The 16,112-nt window shown below is 39.8% G+C and carries 9 protein-coding genes and 1 pseudogene; 2 read left to right on the top strand and 8 right to left on the bottom strand.

Going from position 1 to position 16,112, the window contains the following annotated elements:
• Nucleotides 1–8: 8 nt before the first annotated feature.
• The 7 genes from D0817_RS01470 to D0817_RS01440 form a co-directional block, all read right to left on the bottom strand.
• Nucleotides 9–3,011, bottom strand: a complete 3,003-nt coding sequence (locus D0817_RS01470; RefSeq protein ID WP_127336608.1) for a SusC/RagA family TonB-linked outer membrane protein — start codon at nucleotides 3,009–3,011, stop codon at nucleotides 9–11.
• A gap of 213 nt (nucleotides 3,012–3,224) precedes the next feature.
• Entirely contained in the window at nucleotides 3,225–7,316 is a 4,092-nt protein-coding gene (locus D0817_RS01465) for a two-component regulator propeller domain-containing protein (RefSeq protein WP_127336607.1), read from the bottom strand.
• 176 nt (nucleotides 7,317–7,492) lie between these two features.
• Nucleotides 7,493–9,130, bottom strand: a complete 1,638-nt coding sequence (locus tag D0817_RS01460) for a glycoside hydrolase family protein (RefSeq protein ID WP_127336606.1) — start codon at nucleotides 9,128–9,130, stop codon at nucleotides 7,493–7,495.
• Between the two features lie 643 nt (nucleotides 9,131–9,773).
• Nucleotides 9,774–10,958 carry a mannonate dehydratase gene (uxuA, locus tag D0817_RS01455; protein ID WP_127336605.1) on the bottom strand — a complete coding sequence of 395 codons (1,185 nt, stop codon included), beginning with the start codon at nucleotides 10,956–10,958 and terminating at the stop codon, nucleotides 9,774–9,776.
• A gap of 25 nt (nucleotides 10,959–10,983) precedes the next feature.
• Nucleotides 10,984–11,796 (bottom strand): SDR family oxidoreductase, encoded by an 813-nt coding sequence (locus tag D0817_RS01450; RefSeq protein WP_127336604.1) that lies wholly within the window; start codon nucleotides 11,794–11,796, stop codon nucleotides 10,984–10,986.
• A gap of 17 nt (nucleotides 11,797–11,813) precedes the next feature.
• On the bottom strand, nucleotides 11,814–12,479 hold the full coding sequence (locus tag D0817_RS01445; protein ID WP_127336603.1) for a bifunctional 4-hydroxy-2-oxoglutarate aldolase/2-dehydro-3-deoxy-phosphogluconate aldolase: 666 nt from the start codon (nucleotides 12,477–12,479) through the stop codon (nucleotides 11,814–11,816).
• Between the two features lie 3 nt (nucleotides 12,480–12,482).
• Entirely contained in the window at nucleotides 12,483–12,890 is a 408-nt protein-coding gene (locus tag D0817_RS01440) for a NanQ anomerase/TabA/YiaL family protein (protein WP_238160808.1), read from the bottom strand.
• A gap of 181 nt (nucleotides 12,891–13,071) precedes the next feature.
• On the opposite strand from D0817_RS01440, the gene D0817_RS01435 reads away from it, so the two are divergent.
• Nucleotides 13,072–14,163 carry a LacI family DNA-binding transcriptional regulator gene (locus tag D0817_RS01435; RefSeq protein ID WP_238160798.1) on the top strand — a complete coding sequence of 364 codons (1,092 nt, stop codon included), beginning with the start codon at nucleotides 13,072–13,074 and terminating at the stop codon, nucleotides 14,161–14,163.
• Nucleotides 14,164–14,207: 44 nt separating this feature from the next.
• On the opposite strand, the pseudogene D0817_RS01430 reads toward D0817_RS01435, so the two are convergent.
• Nucleotides 14,208–15,290 (bottom strand): annotated as a pseudogene (locus D0817_RS01430) (BT3233 family polysaccharide utilization protein).
• A gap of 286 nt (nucleotides 15,291–15,576) precedes the next feature.
• Here D0817_RS01430 and D0817_RS01425 point away from each other — a divergent pair.
• Nucleotides 15,577–16,053, top strand: a complete 477-nt coding sequence (locus tag D0817_RS01425; RefSeq protein WP_127336602.1) for an NUDIX hydrolase — start codon at nucleotides 15,577–15,579, stop codon at nucleotides 16,051–16,053.
• Nucleotides 16,054–16,112: the final 59 nt, after the last annotated feature.

Raw genomic sequence — 16,112 nt, 5'->3', positions numbered from 1 at the left:
GTATTAGACTAAAATTTAATATTAAATCCGAACGTAAAAGTTTTCACATTTGGATAACTTCCATATTCCAGACCCAGATTCGTATTACTTCTGGCATTACTGTCATTCAGGTAACTGGTCTCCGGATCTGATCCCGGATAATCGGTAATCGTCCAGATGTTTTGTGCACTGATGTAAAAACGAACTTTGCTCAGTCCCATTTTAGAAACAATTTTTTCACTTAAACTGTATCCGACAGAGATATTTTTCAGACGGATATAACTCGCATCATACACAAATCTTGAGGTAACCCTTTTGGTTCTTGCCGCGTTGGCAGGAACGTTGGTATCGGTGTTGGTTGGGGTCCAGGCGTCTAAAACTTCTGTGGTAGCATTGTTATTTCCGGAAGCCAGTTCCATTAAAGTATAATTTAAGACCTGATTGCCTTCTGAACCCTGGAAGAAGATATTTAAATCTAAATTTTTATAAGTAAAATCATTGTTCAGACCAAAGATGAAATCAGGATTCGGATTGCCAATAATCGTTTTATCGTTGGAATCTAATTTTCCGTCACCGTTTACATCTTTGAATTTTTCACCGCCCGCAGTAGTTTCGAAGTTACCCGGAAGTGCTGTTTCTCCTTGTTGTAGCACACCGTCATAAATAAATCCGAAGAAAGAACCCACCGGTTGTCCCACTCTAAGAATCTGGGATTCTGTTGCCAGGAAATGCCCCGGCGTAGAATTGATCAGAAGGTCTTTGTTATCGGCTAATTTCAATACTTTATTTTTGTTCGAAGAAATATTAAAACTGGTGGACCAGGTGAAATCGGCCCCGATAAAGTTTTTCGAATTAATCCCCAATTCCCAGCCTTTGTTTTCTAATTCTCCAACGTTCTGAAGCTGAGATCCAATTCCTGAAACTCCGGGTAAAGGTCTGTTGAACAGCAAATCTTTGGTAATCGTTTTATAATAATCGGCTGTCAGGCTTATCCTGTTATCAAACAAACCTAAATCAATTCCGTAATCCTGCTGATAGGAAGTTTCCCATTTCAGATTTGGATTGTCTAATGAAGTTAACTGCACCGCATTAACGATTACGTCACCGCTCACATCGTAAATTTCAGAGAATCTCGACAGGGTAGAATAGGCCCCGATGGAAGGATTTCCGGTGGCACCATAACTCGCTCTCAGTTTCAGGTTTGAAATGATTTTACTGTCTTTTAAAAACTGCTCTTTGCTGATATTCCAGCCAATCGCTCCCGAAGGGAAAGTTCCGTATTTGTAGTTTTCACTAAAGCTCGAAGAACCATCGCGTCTGGCTGTAAACGTTAGCAAATATTTGTCATCGTAATCAAAGTTTAACCTTCCGAAAGCAGAAATCAGTTCTGTTTCTGATAAAGAGGAATCCGGTTTCAGGAAAACCGTTCCGGCCCCTAAATTATGATACGAATTGGTATTGGTTAAAAATCCTCTTGACGCCGCATAAGAGCTTTCGTTTTTGTTCTTTTGGTACGAATACCCTCCAAGAACCGTCAGGATTCCTTTTGAGATGATTTCTTTTTTATACGTCAGGTAATTTTCTGTCAGGAAAGAGGAATTTCTGTTGTTGTTGACAGAAGCTTCTCCCTTGATATTTTTTCCGGCGATTAAAGTCGACGGAAGGAATCTCCCTGTCTGTGAATTAGAATCGGATAAGCCTAAAGTAGTTTTGAATTCAAGATCTTTTGTGATTTTATAGTTGGCAAAAAAGTTGTTCCTGCTGACTACCGAAACTGTTTCCAGTATATTATCCATGGCTGTGGCATACGGATTATCGATATCGTCCCCGATCGGAGCCGTAGACGTGTAACTGCCGTCTGCTTTATAAATTCCTAAATCAGGCATAAAACGGTAGGCTGCCGCGATAACACCGGCCGCTCCCGTACCACCGGCACCGGTCTGGGAAATGATTCCTTCTTTGTTTTGTTTGCTCTGAAAAGTATTCAGTCCAACTTTCAGCCTGTCGGTTAAGTCCGCTTCCAGATTGCTTACTATGGAATATTTGTCTATCCCGGAATTGATGACCACTCCGTTTTGGTTGAAATAATTCCCGGATACATAATATTTGATTTTATCGGATCCGCCTGAAAAAGACAATGCCGTATTCGAAACCAGTCCGTCACGGTAAATGACATCCTGCCAGTCGGTATCTGCCGGTCCTTGTGTGTGTGTCGTAAAACTTTTTCGGTACGCAGCAAACTGATCTGCATTCAGCAAATGCAATTTATTGTTCACCGATTGGGTCGAAGTTGAATTGCTGAACTCAATAACCGGTTTTCCGGGTTTTCCTTTTTTGGTGGTCACCATAATAACTCCGTTAGACCCTCTTGATCCGTAAATCGCCGTTGCCGAAGCATCTTTTAAAACTTCAATAGAAGCGATATCCTGAGGTGCCGGCATCGAAACACCCGCAAAACCGTCGACTACAATAAGGGCATCTCCACTGGCATTGATAGACGTTCCTCCACGAACCCTTATTTTAACAGGAGCTCCCGGCTCACCACCATTGTTCGACTGAACGGCTACACCCGCAGCACGTCCCTGTAAAGCCTGCTCTGCATTCAATAGCGGATAAGCAGTAAGTTCTTTTGCCGTGACAGAAGACACAGAGCCCGTGATATCACTCTTTTTACGGGTACCGTAACCCACTACAATTACTTCTTCAAGGTTTTTGGTATCCGGTTTCAGGCTGATATTGACAACCGTTTTATTTCCGACCGGAATTTCAACAGTCTGGTATCCCACAAAGTTGAAAACAAGGACCGCATTTTTTTCGGAAACAAAAACAGAGTAGTTTCCGTCCATATCTGAAGTGCCTCCCACAGACGATCCTTTGACGTACACATTGGCACCGGGAAGTCCGAGCAAGTCTTCACTGGACGTAATTTTCCCGGTGACTTTTCTCTCCTGTGCATTCACAATAATGTTTCCCAGTAAAAAGACTACCAGAAAACACCATTTAAGCGACTTAATTTTTTGGTTTGTAAACATTCATTTTTTGGTTTAAGGTTAATGTTAGATCAAATAAAAAAGCAATAAACTCATTCCGATTATCAGAATCGTAAACAGAATCTGCAGTAATATGAATTTTGTTTTTTTGAATTTCATACGACAAATGTATAAGGCGCAAACGATATAGAAGTACAAAAAAGGGTATCTAAAAATACAGATACCCTTTTTTAAGCCTTGAAAACAGTGGATTTTTTATAGTACGGAGAGCGGTTTTGAAAATTTGTCAGCAAATTGTGACGGAGTTTCCCCGTATCTTTTCTGGAAACATTTACTGAAGTATTTCGGATTGTTGAAGCCGACTTTATAACTTACTTCGGAAACGTTTAATTTATTTTGTTCTAACAATTGGGCAGCACGTTTTAATCGTATTTCATGAATGAATTCGTTTGGCGTAAAATTCGTCCAGGCTTTTACTTTTAAAAATAACATCGTGCGGCTCACCCCCAATTCGGAACAGAAAAACGGAATGTCAAACTGCTCGTTCGAGATATTGTCTTCTACAATTCTGAAGGCCTTTTTTAGTAATTCCTCATCCAGTGAAGAAACCGTTATTTCGGACGGCACAAAACTGTCTTCACTCGAAAACCTTGCTTTTAATCTTTCTGTGGAGTTCAGCAGGTTTTTGACGCGAAGCTTAAATTCAATGAGATTGAAAGGTTTACTGATATAATCGTCAGCACCGCTTTCGAGACCTTCAAATTTATACACCAATGATGATCTCGAAGTCAGTAAAATGACCGGAATATGACTGGTTTTTAAATTTTCTTTTATTTTGGAACAAAGCTCTGTTCCCACCATTTCGGGCATAATGACATCGCTGATAATTAGATTTGGAACATGGTGCAAGGCTTTCTCCAGAGCTGTTTTGCCGTTGTCGGCCACAATAATATTATAATCTTTTTTGAGGAGATTTTTCATGAAGTTCCGCAGCACCTTATGATCTTCAACGATAAGGATGGTTGGTTTTTCGGAATTCACAACAAAATCATCAATGTCTTCGGGTTCCACAGCTTCACCGGTTTCCAGCTGGGCGGTGTATTGTTCGATATCATCACTTATTCTGAAATCCTGAATAATTTCTTCTTCCTGCAGATGTGCCCTGCCCATCGGAAGAGTCACGGTAAAAATGACACCTTCTGTTTTTTTATTGACCACATCGATGGTTCCCTTATGCAGTTTTACAATGTTTTTCACGATCGACAAACCAATTCCGGTTCCTTTATTGTAATTCTTCTGCACGTTGTTGTGCATCGGAATTTCAAAAAACAAATCGAAAATTTTATCGATATGCTGTTCGGCAATTCCAACTCCTGAATCTTCTACAGCAATATACAGGTTCTCGTGATCGTGCTTGATCTTAATATGAATGCTGCCGCCTTTAGGTGTGTACCGGAAGGCGTTTGAAATCAGATTATAGAAAACTCGTTCTAATTTATAACGGTCAAAATACACCAGAATTTCCTCTTCTTCGGCTTCAAAAGTATAGTCGTAGCCTCCGTCTTTGGCATATTCGATAAAAGACAAAAAGATTTCCTTTGTAAATTTGACAATATTTCCGTTGGCCGATTCGAGTGTGACCTGATGGTTTTCGAGTTTCCTGAAATCCATCAATCGGTTGATGAGGCTTAAAAGATGGTTGGCACTTCCTTCGATGACCAGCAGTTTTTTATACATTTCGTTTGTTCCGTTATAATCGGCCAGTATTTGTTGTAACGGGCCGAGAATCAGCGTTAAGGGTGTCCGGAACTCATGTGAAATATTGGTAAAGAAATCCAGTTTTGCCCGATTGTTTTCTTCGATTCGTTTGGTTTCGAGGTATTCGAGTTCTAATTTTTGTTTCAGTCTGGCTTTCGATTTGATAATCCAGATTAAACCGTATAAGGCCACACCAATCAATAGGCCATACAACAAAAAGGCCCAGGCACTGCGCCACGGAGCAGGATTTACCGTCACCGTCAGTGTAGTAGGAGTGGCGTTCCAGACCCCGTCGTTGTTGGCGCCTTTTACCTCAAAAACATAGGTTCCTGGATTCTGAATTGCAAAAATTGCCTCGCTGTTTTTGGTGGTTGTCCAGTTGTTTTCCAGGCCAATTAAACGATAACTGTACTGATTGTTCTTTGACCGGATGTAATTTGGAATGGCAAAACTGATCGAAAAATTGGCTTTGTCGTAGTCCAGCGTGATGTCTTTGGTATACCCAATACTTTTGGCTAAAATTGCTGCCGGATCATTTGGATGAATCGTCTGGTTTTTAATTTTCAGATTGGTGATTAAGACCTGAGGAGCATAGCTGTTGATCGATATTTTCTTCGCATCAAAGTAGGTCGCGCCGGACGGGCTGCCGAAGTAGAATGTATTGGAATCCAGTTTTAAGGAAGAATTGTCATTGAATTCATTACTCGCCAGACCGTCTTTCTGGTCGTACAATACCACTTTTTTCTGAGTGATGCTGTATTTTATAATGCCCTGATTGGTGCTGATCCATAAGTTTTTATCGTCATCTTCCAAAATGGAATGTATAGAAGTGATAATCGTGTTTCCGGCTCTTAAATTGATTCTGTTGAATTTTTTTCCATCAAAATAATGCAGCCCTTTTGCTTTTGTGCCGACCCAGATTTTGTTCTGGCTGTCCTGAAACAACGTAAGAATGTCGTCTCCCGATAACGACGCGTTGTCAAAAAAGTAATGTTTTACGGCATATTGCCCGGGTTTGAAAGTATTGAGAGGAATACAATTCAGGCCATTTTGAGTGCCAACCCAAAGCATATTTTTTTTGTCGACCAGCAGGGTTCGAATGATATTGTTGGTCAGGAAGCTGGCTTTTGCGGTATCGTTTCCGATGACGGTAAAGGTTTTGTCAGTCGAATTGTATCGAATCAGGCCTTTTCCAAAAGTCCCGATCCAGACGATTCCATTGGCTTGTGTTTTGATGGAATAAACGCCGGTTTCTTTTAGAAATTCCTGTAATTCCAGACTAATACGTTGGTCTTCAATTCTTTTCGAAAGCGTATTGTAAGTCGATAATCCTTTAGAAAAAGTACCAATCCACAATATGTTATCGGCAGAAAGGGACATCGATTTGATATCGTTTTTATTGTTCTGCCCGGTTTTGCTGTTGATATAACTGATCGCTGCGGTATTGGGATTGTAAATGGTAATTCCGCCGCCTTCCGTACCAAAATAGATGTTTTTATTTTTGTCCGTAATGATCGAACTGACTACGTCAAAACTCATCGGAATCTTTTTGGAGTTCTGGTTGTAATTCGAAAAATTGACATTCGAAACATCCCAGATATTCACACCTTTGTAATAACAGCCAATCCATACGGAACCTTTTTTATCTACAAAAACCGATTTTACCTTGTCAATTCCGTTGTTATTGTTCGTGTTATTGATTTTCTCCAGACTTTTGTCTTTGCCGTAAATGTAAATTCCGTCATAAGCGCCAATCCACAAAGCACCTTCGTTGTCAATAGCGAGAGAACGGATATCGGTATGGATTTCTCGGTATTTTTCATCTGGTAAAAAAGAAATAAAATGGCTTTTTGTATCCATTTTTAAAAGCCCTTTGTTTTTGGTGCCAATCCATAAATTTCCTTGTGCGTCTTCTGCAATAGCTTGTACATTCAGCAGATCGGTTTGGTTTAACGGATAGTTTTGAAAAGATAATTTTCCGTTTTTCCGGCTGATCATCTTGCATAGACCTTTTGTGGTTCCCACCCAGATGGCTCCTTTTTTAGTTTTTAATATGCTCAGAATATTGTTGCTCGCCAAAGTGGAAGCGTCTGTATCAGAATGAAAAACAGAGGTAAAAAGTTTTGTTTTTTTGTTGAAAATACTCAGTCCTTTTGAAGTACCAAACCAAAGCTCTTCTCCAATTTCCCTGATGCACCATACGGCATTACTGCTGATGGTATGGTTCGTTTTGTTGTGCAGGTATCTTTTAAACGTATTCGAAACCGGATCATAACAATTCAGTCCGTTATACGTTCCCACCCATATTTTTCCGGAAGTATCTTCCTCGATAGCCAGAATGTCGTTGTTGCTGATCGTCGCTTTATCAGTAACATCATTTCTGAAAACGGTAAATTTACTGCCGTCATATTTATTGAGTCCGTCCCGCGTTCCGAACCACATTTGCCCCAGTTTATCCTGATGTATAGCAATAACGGAACTTTGCGAAAGCCCGTCGGTCGTGGAGATATTTTTAAGGCGGTATTTATTCTGGGAAAACAAATTCCCAGTGATAAAAACAAAAAACAGAAAGACTATCTTGTATTTCATAGCTTTTTTTTTAAGGTGCAAAGGTTCATAGGTGCAAAGGTTCTTAGGTTCTAAGGTTTAGAGGAACAAATTGTTGAAGTTTATGTAATCGATTTTTTGTAATAATCGCTGCATCTCTGAAACTTTCTTACTCTGTGCCTTTGTCCCTTTGCAACTTTGCACCTTTGTCCCTGATTTTATTTTAATCGTTTTTTTAATTGATAGTCATATAGGGAAGGAACTTTTTCCATTGACTCATTTAAAAACTCGATATACGGATCCGGTTCGTATTTTACTTCGAATTTAGCGTTTCCATTTACACCAATGATTCTCGCAAACGGCCCGTCTTTCATGCCGTAAAGCAAAACCGGTTTTTGAATTTCTTCCGGATTTATCACTTGTACGTTCAGGTTCCAAAAAGTACTGTAAGGTCCGTGCGAAGGTTTCCAGTAATCGGCTCCGCCGCCTCCAAACAGGGCATAAGCCATATTGGTGTCAGGATGTATATGAACCGTAATGCGATCGAATAAATTCTGGTGATTCGCACCGGAATGCTGATCCAAAACCGGATCGGCAAAAACTTCACAATTATGGTAGACATTTTTAGTCGCAAAAGTATTGAAGCTCAGCGGGTGAATCGCTTTGTTATAGATTTTTAAATTTTTAACCAAAACATTATGGACGCCGCCTAACGTTACGGTATAATGTGCCAGATGGTTTCCGTCAGTCACAATATCCTGAATCGTTACATTGGCAATTTCTTCGGCCAGAATTCCGCTGTCGGCATTGGTGATGGTCACATCTCTGACCCAGCTGTTAAAAACACGGGTTAGGAAAATAGCGTTATTTCCGGGTTCGACATGATGCGCTACTCTCGTAATGTCCGGAAAGGTAAAACGCAGCTGTTCGATGCCGACTTCGCTTAAATGTTTCCATTCTGTTAATTGAGCCTGATAACCAGGTTTGATAGAGATGGTCAGAGGCGTTTTTAAGGTAATTTTGGAGCCTGAAATTTTGGTAATTTCAACCTGCTGTCTTACAATGGGCAATTTTGGGAATTTCCAGTGATGTGAACCCGGTTTTACACGAGCGCCCTTGTATAAATCTTTGATAATTTCGCCATTTTCACCGTCTTTATTGAATAATTGCAATTCGACAACATCACCCACTTTCAATCCGTTTACATCTGAAACCGTTATAAAGTGTTCACCCATAGTACCGCTGCTGACTTTTGCTAAACTTTGGGGAGCAGGCTCATATTTATCCAGATATGATTTGACGCGCTCACCCGGAATCTGGGTCCAGATAAAACCTCCTGACCAGGCGTATTGTGAAAAAGGCAAATCGATATTGTTTTCATTTTCACGTTGTCTTTTATCGAAAGTGGTGAGGTATTCACGCAATTCCGCCAGTGATTCAGGATCTTTTAAGTACATCATGGGTCTTGGGCAGTAAATCTCTGTTCCGTTGGTACCTGAACCTGTGCCGCGAAGCACGAAATTGCTTCTTTCCAAATATAAAACTGCGCTCAGTATGATCCTTCCGGCTGGTAATTGCAGGATTACATTTCCTTCAACAGCATTCGCTGCCTGTATTGCTTTTAGTATTGCTTTCGAGTCGTCTAAATCATCATTTGCTTTTACGCCAAAATCTGTAGCATTAATAATTTTGCCTTCAGATTCAGGAAGACTGGTTTCTCCAAAATGATAGCCTGCGTAGCTGAAATCAGGTAGATAATTCGTTTTGGGATCCGCAAGTATTTTAGGGATTTGCTGAGCTGTTGCAATGCTATAAATAAAAAGACTGCAACCAATGAAGAGGATTTGGCGGGTCATGTTTTGTGGTTTTTTGTGGTGGTTAGTAAAGCTGGTATTCTTGGGGAGTTATATTTGGGTCACAGGCGCAAAGTTTTTTTTTATAGGTTAAATTTATTTTTACGCAAAGTCGTAAAGTTTTTTATTGGCTTAAATGTATTTCACGCAAAGGCGCAAAGTTTTTATGTTGTTTGTGTCAACCTATTTAGGTGGTTTCTAAAAAAATCCGTTTAATCCGTGAAATCTGTGGCAATACATTCCTAAAAGCCGCACATTTTGTCATTTCGACGTAAGGAGAAATCACATTAGAGAATCTACACAGAAAGTCGCCAATCTTTGCAGAGTTTCGAGTGTGATCCTTCGTTCCTCAGGATGACAAAAATGTAGATGAACTTTGCGCCTTTGCGTGAAATTTTCATTCAGAAACATAATCCGTTTAATCTGTGCCATCTGTGGCAAAACATTCACTAGGCCCAAGCATTTTGTCATTTCGACGTAAGGAGAAATCACACTAGCCATTCTGCACAGAAAGTAGCCAATCTTTGCAGAGTTTCGAGTGTGATCCTTCGTTCCTCAGGATGACAAAATGTTACCGAACTTTGCGGCTTTGCGTGAAACTTTCATCCAGAAAAACAATCCTTTTAATCTGTGGCTAAAAAAAAACTTAAACGCTTCTTTTAATCCCCATTTCAAGGCCTCTCAATTCGGCAAGCCCTCTTAAACGGCCAATTCCTGAATATCCCGGATTTGTTTTTTTATGTAAATCGTCCAGCATCTGATGACCGTGATCCGGACGCATCGGTAAAGTGCTGCCGTTTCTTTTTTCAACTTCTAAAATAGCTTTGACCACTTCATACATATCGACATTGCCTTCCAGGTGATTGGCTTCGTAAAAACTGCCTTCTTCATCTCTTTCGGTACTTCTTAGGTGAATAAAATTCATTTTATCACCATGACGTCTTACGATTCCCGGTAAATCGTTATCGGCTCTTACGCCATAGGAACCCGTACACATGGTAAACCCGTTTGACTTAGAATCTATGGCGGCCATCAGTTCGGTCAGGTCTTCTTCAGTACTCACAACTCTGGGTAATCCTAAAATCGGGTAGGGCGGATCGTCGGGATGAATGGCCATTAAAACACTTGCTTTTTCTGCCACGGGAATGATTTCTCTTAAAAAAAAGAAAAGATTATCCTTCAGTTTTTGCCTGTCGATATGGTTATAACCGCTTAAGGTTACCAGAAAATCTTCGACCGTATATGCTTCTTCCGCACCCGGAAGTCCGGCCAGAATGTTCTGCTGTAACTTTACCTTATCAGCATCAGTCATGGCTTCGAAGTATTTCGTCGCTTTTTCAATCTGTGCGGATGAGTATATTGCTGAGGCTCCCGGTCTTTTCAAAATAAACAATTCAAAAGCAGCAAAGGCATTACTGTCAAAACGCAATGCTTTTGATCCGTCCGGCATTTCATAAGACAAGTCGGTTCTGGACCAGTCTAAAACAGGCATGAAATTATAACAGATGCATTGGATACCACACAAAGCCAGATTTCTAATGCTTTCTTTATAATTTTCAATGTACTGCAGGTATTTGCCGGTTTGTTTTTTAATGTCCTCATGCACCGGAATGCTTTCGACAACCGACCATAACAAACCTGAGGCGCCTTCTTTCGGATCTCCGTTTTTATGTTCAATTTCGACTTTTCGTTTTATTATTTCTTCTATCTGCCATACTTCCCCATTTGGGATATGGTGTAGTGCCGTCACAATTCCGGTTGCTCCGGTTTGTAAAATATCTTGTAAAGAAACCGGATCGTTTGGGCCGAACCATCTTAACGTTTGTTCCATTCCATTTTATTATTTGGTAGTTATTTTAAATACTTGTTGCAGCAAATCCTCCATCTACTTTCAGAATGGTTCCTGTTACAAATTTTGACATATCACTGCATAAAAACAGCAATGCGCCGTCTATATCCTGAGGGGTTCCAAAGCGGCCCATGGGAGTATGTTCGATGATTTTTTCACCTCTTGGCGTCAGTTTTCCGTCCGGGGTCAGTAGTAACGCACGGTTTTGTTCGCCGATAAAAAAGCCCGGTGAAATGGCATTGACGCGAATTCCTTCGCCATATTTGGTTGCCAGTTCGACCGACATCCATTGCGTGAAATTGTCGATTGCTGCTTTTGAAGCCGAATATCCTACGACTCTGGTTAAAGGTCTTTGTGCAGAGGCTGACGAAATATTGATAATAATTCCCTCTTTCTGTTTCGCAAAAAGTTCCGAGAATACCTGAGACGGAAGCATGGTTCCAATTATGTTTAAATCCACCACCTTTTGTAAATCTTCGGTTTTTAAATCATAAATCGCCTGATCCGGACTGATCGTCGCTCCGGGCATATTTCCGCCGGCAGCGTTGATGAGAATGTCCAGACGGCCGTATTTTTCTACTATTAAATCCTTTGCTTGTTCTAAGTCTTCTTTGTTCAGCACATTCGCCTGAATGGCAAATGCTTTTCCTCCGTTCTTTTCAATTTCCGCTACGGCAGCATTGGCTTTTTCGAGAGATTGCGATACGATTCCGGTGATCACGCCCTGTTTGGCCAGTACATTTGCCATATTGCTTCCGAGTACGCCGGCACCGCCTGTAATAAGTGCAATTTTTCCTTTAAGGTTAAAGATTGAATCCATATTTGAGTTACTATAATTTATTTTTTTCTGATGGTTTCAATCAAAGACAAAACCCTTACTGTTTCCTTTTCGATCGTATCGTACGCTTCGTGTTCCATTACTTTTTTACTGATCAGTCTGCTTCCCATTCCAACTGCCGAAACTCCGGCTGTAAACCAGCTTTGAATGCTTTGAAGGGTGGTTTCCACACCGCCGGTAGGCATAAAAATCAGGTTGGGGAAAATATCTTTTATACCGCTCAGGAAATCCGGGCCCAGAATGTTTCCGGGAAAAAGTTTGATGAATTTAATTCCGGCATTTTCGGCTGTTATAATTTCAGTGGGCGTCATACAGCCCGGGGCATATAAAACTTCTTTGCTTCGCAGGAAATCAGATACTTCGGCTACAAATCCGGGACTTATAAAAAAGTCAGCTCCGATCTTGTAAAATTCTTCTGCCTGTTCGATATTTTTTATGGTACCGATTCCTAAAAGCATTCCGGGCATTTCGGCATTTCGTATTTCGACCATTTTACGGAAATTAGAGACTGCTTCCGGGCCTCTGTTGGTGTATTCGACCGCTTTGATTCCCGATTTATAAAGCACGCGGAGCACTTCGATACTTTTATTTTCATCGGTATTGAAGTACAAAGGGAGTATACCTTGTCGTACAATAACATCTATGGTATTCTGAATAGCGTTCATAGCTTATATTTTTACTTTAAAAACGATTTTTTTTAATACTCCTTCGCCAATCATGGCGGCATGTACATCTTCCGGGAACAAAATGGCAAACTGTTTTTCCTGCAATTGGAAAAACATATCGGGAGCATCATGAAAAAAGCGAACATCTTTTTCGTCGCTGTATTCCCCGTTTGGATGGGTACATTTCTCTCTCGGTTTCCAGGCATAAGTCTCTGGCCCTTTAACGGAAATCTGAATGTCAATATTTTTATCATGGCATTCAAAACCTTTTATGCTTTCTTCTCTGGTAGTTCCTTCGCCGGCAATGACAATTATTTTCAGGCCTTCGGTAATATCAAAAGCGCCTTCTTCCAGTTGGGACAGGTCATTTTGGTTTACGTAATCAAAGGCTTTTTTAAAATTCGGATGCAGGCTGTAATATTTTGTGGCATTATGTAATGAATCAATTATCGTTTAGTCTGTTTTTATAGTAGGTTGTGTATGTTGTGATTAAAGTCGTTTTTGTTCCTTAAAATATAGCGCTTGTTTTTTTTTCGTGTACGCACACGGTTTTTACAAATGTATGTAAAAAGTTAACTCAAACCATTTATCTTTGATAAAAAAAATTAAATTTACGCGCTTACGGAATCATTTTAACTTAAATACTTACAATATCATAACGATTAAAAAAATAGCAGAATTAGCCAGTGTTTCTCCCGGAACTGTCGACAGGATTATTCACAATCGCGGACAGGTGACGCAGGATAATGTGGATAAAGTAAATGCTATCATTGAAAAATACGGCTACAAAAGAAATATTCTGGCAAGTAACCTGGCCCTGAATAAAAAATTTCATTTTGCAGTTTTCCTGCCTAAGTATGAAAATCTCGAATACTGGAAAAGCCAGATTGCCGGAATCGATAAAGCAGCTATTGAATTCCGAAAATTCGGAGTGGTACTGGATTATTTTTTCTACGATTTTGATATGGCTTCTTTTAAGGAATCGGTCAAAAAAGTACTGGATTTTGAATGCGACGGACTGTTGTTTGCGCCGATATTTTACGAAGAATCCATTCGTTTTTTAAATGAATATGAAAAGAAGAAAATTCCGGTGGTGATGATTGATTCTCATATTAAAAGCAACCAGGAACATGCTTATGTTGGACAGGATGCTTTTCAGAGTGGATATCTGGCCGGAAGACTGATTAGTTTTGCGGTGAAAAACGAAAGGCAGGTACTGATTTTTAAAATTACGAGGGAAATAGAAAGCACTTCGGTTTATTTGCAGCGTATCGACGGATTTTATTCCTTTTTTAAGGACCACGGGGAACTGACTAATTTCAGGTTCTCGGAAGTGACGATTAAAGATTCCGGGATAGACCAGTTGAATATGGATTTGTTTTCAGGCATTAACAGTATTTTTGTCCCTAATTCCAGAGCCTATATTGTGGCCCGCTTTTTAGAAAAAAACGACATCAGGGGCATTCGTATTATTGGTTACGATTTACTGAAAGAAAATATCGAATACTTAAATAAAGGCATCATTGATTTTCTGATCAACCAAAGACCCGAAGAACAGGGCTATATGGGCATCAATCATTTGTATAAAAAATTAGTTTTACAGGAAACGGTAGAAAGTACCCATTATATTCCGCTGGAAATCATTTTGAAGGAGAACTATTTTCCTGTTACGAAAACACTTTGAATGTATAAAACCCGACAGGTTTTTGAAACCTGTCGGGTTTAGAATTATTTCTTCACCTTAACAACCAAAGGATTATTTATTTTCTTCGCAAAGGAACTTAAATACGTTTCCCATTCTTTTTGGGTTTTAAAAGGGCTTCCTTTTTTCCATCCAAAACCTGCGTAGTAGACCACTTTGTGTTTTTTGACGTTTAAATTCCCGTACAGATTACTCAGATCTGCTTCTTCTGTAAGGTGATTGTCAAAAGCGGTCAAAGTACCTTTTGGAGCCACAAGACCGGTTCCGATTTCAGAGTCGTCGATAGGTTACCAGTGGCTTAGCCAGCCTTCTTCTACATTTGTTCCGATGGTACCTTTTTTATCGTGAAGCGTGATTCCGGCAGCGATGTTTTTGGTACCTTTAATAGCGATTTCAAAACGCGAAAGGTAACTTCCGTAATCCAGGCTGATCAGTTTCGATTCGGTTATTTTATGACCATTGGCATCCCACTTGGCGTAGTTTAGTATAAAACTGGTTCTGATCGGGCCGGTGGTAATGGTTTTCCAGCTGATGAAATTCTTGGAAAAATAATATTTTCCTTTCTCATTCACGGCAATTCCGCCAATTCCGCGACTGTCTCCCACATGAAAGTTATCTAAACCTTCACCCGTATCTTTATGGTACGTTCCGGTTCCTAAAGTGGCTTTTTCGTACCATTTATTAATGATCGGATAGTCGACCCTTTTCAGCCAGCCATCAATTCCGCTGGTCAGCGTTCCGCCCGGAATTTTGTCTTCCACCATTTTTTGCGCCACGGGACCATATGTCCTGAAAGCCACTTTATTGTTTTCCCAGGCATAATCATCGGTACGTTCCGGAACAAATCTCGAATAGCAATTGATGTTTTTGGAGTCCGCAGCATCTGATGGCACAATTTCATACTCTTTTTCAGAAGAAGCACTTATTTTGGGCTGGAACAATAAAACATCAGCTTTGCCGTCGCCGTCATTATCTACAGACTGACTTTCTAAAGATAAACCGGACTTTGTTTCTTTTACGGCATAATTTTCAAGTTTAGCGGAAGAAGGGAGTCCCAGCGATTTTTTGGTCAATTCGACCGTTTCAAATTCTCGGTCTACCGGAAGCAAATTAGTAACGGTTACAATTTTGTTCTGGGCATAAGCGGCAAAATTACAGGCCAGTATAGCGGTTAATAAAAGGTGTTTTTTCAAGATAGTATTTGTTTTAATTTATTTAAATGAAAATGTTACGTATTATAAATTTACAAATCAATTATTAGAAAGGAATACAAAATTGGGGTAAAAATGTACAGAAAACCCGAAATAAAAGTATTAGGATTAAAAAGTTTATAATTGTAATTTACGTAAGGTAAAGTATTTATCTTTATGTAACTAAATATTCAATATAATTTCCATGAAACAAAGCGCCGGCATATTACTCTACAAATTCATAGATAAAACCATTTATTTTTTACTGGTTCATCCGGGAGGTCCCTTTTGGCAAAATAAGGATCTGGAAAGCTGGTCCATTCCAAAAGGAGAATTCACAGCCGATGAAGAACCTTTACTTGCGGCGAAACGTGAGTTTAAGGAAGAAACCGGTTTTGAACTTGAAAGTGAATCAGAAGATAATTTTATTGTTCTTGAACCGGTAAAACTCAAATCAGGCAAAACGGTTTTTGCCTGGGCTTTAGAATTTGACATTGATGTAACTTTGGTCAAAAGCAATGATTTTGAAATGGAATGGCCTCCCAAATCAGGAAGTATTAAAAACTTCCCCGAAATTGACAGGGCAGAATGGTTTCAAACCGACGAAGCATTGAAGAAGATAAATCCCGCACAGGCTGATTTTATCATACAGATCGTTTCAAAAATTTCTTCCTCCCTTTAAAATATACCTGAAGCAGAGCATATTTTTTGTAAATTACATTCTTGTTTTCTGGTGAAAGC

Source organism: Flavobacterium cupreum, from assembly GCF_003996965.1.
Taxonomy (GTDB): Bacteria; Bacteroidota; Bacteroidia; order Flavobacteriales; family Flavobacteriaceae; genus Flavobacterium; species Flavobacterium cupreum.
This window is presented reverse-complemented; position numbering and strand designations above follow the sequence as displayed.

Bases quoted from the DNA above. Each gene is read 5' to 3' on its own strand.
- D0817_RS01470 (WP_127336608.1), bottom strand. From the start codon at position 3,011: ATGTTTACAAACCAAAAAATTAAGTCGCTTAAATGGTGTTTTCTGGTA.
- D0817_RS01445 (WP_127336603.1), bottom strand. From the start codon at position 12,479: ATGAACGCTATTCAGAATACCATAGATGTTATTGTACGACAAGGTATA.
- D0817_RS01465 (WP_127336607.1), bottom strand. From the start codon at position 7,316: ATGAAATACAAGATAGTCTTTCTGTTTTTTGTTTTTATCACTGGGAAT.
- uxuA (WP_127336605.1), bottom strand. From the start codon at position 10,958: ATGGAACAAACGTTAAGATGGTTCGGCCCAAACGATCCGGTTTCTTTA.
- D0817_RS01450 (WP_127336604.1), bottom strand. From the start codon at position 11,796: ATGGATTCAATCTTTAACCTTAAAGGAAAAATTGCACTTATTACAGGC.
- D0817_RS01460 (WP_127336606.1), bottom strand. From the start codon at position 9,130: ATGACCCGCCAAATCCTCTTCATTGGTTGCAGTCTTTTTATTTATAGC.
- D0817_RS01425 (WP_127336602.1), top strand. From the start codon at position 15,577: ATGAAACAAAGCGCCGGCATATTACTCTACAAATTCATAGATAAAACC.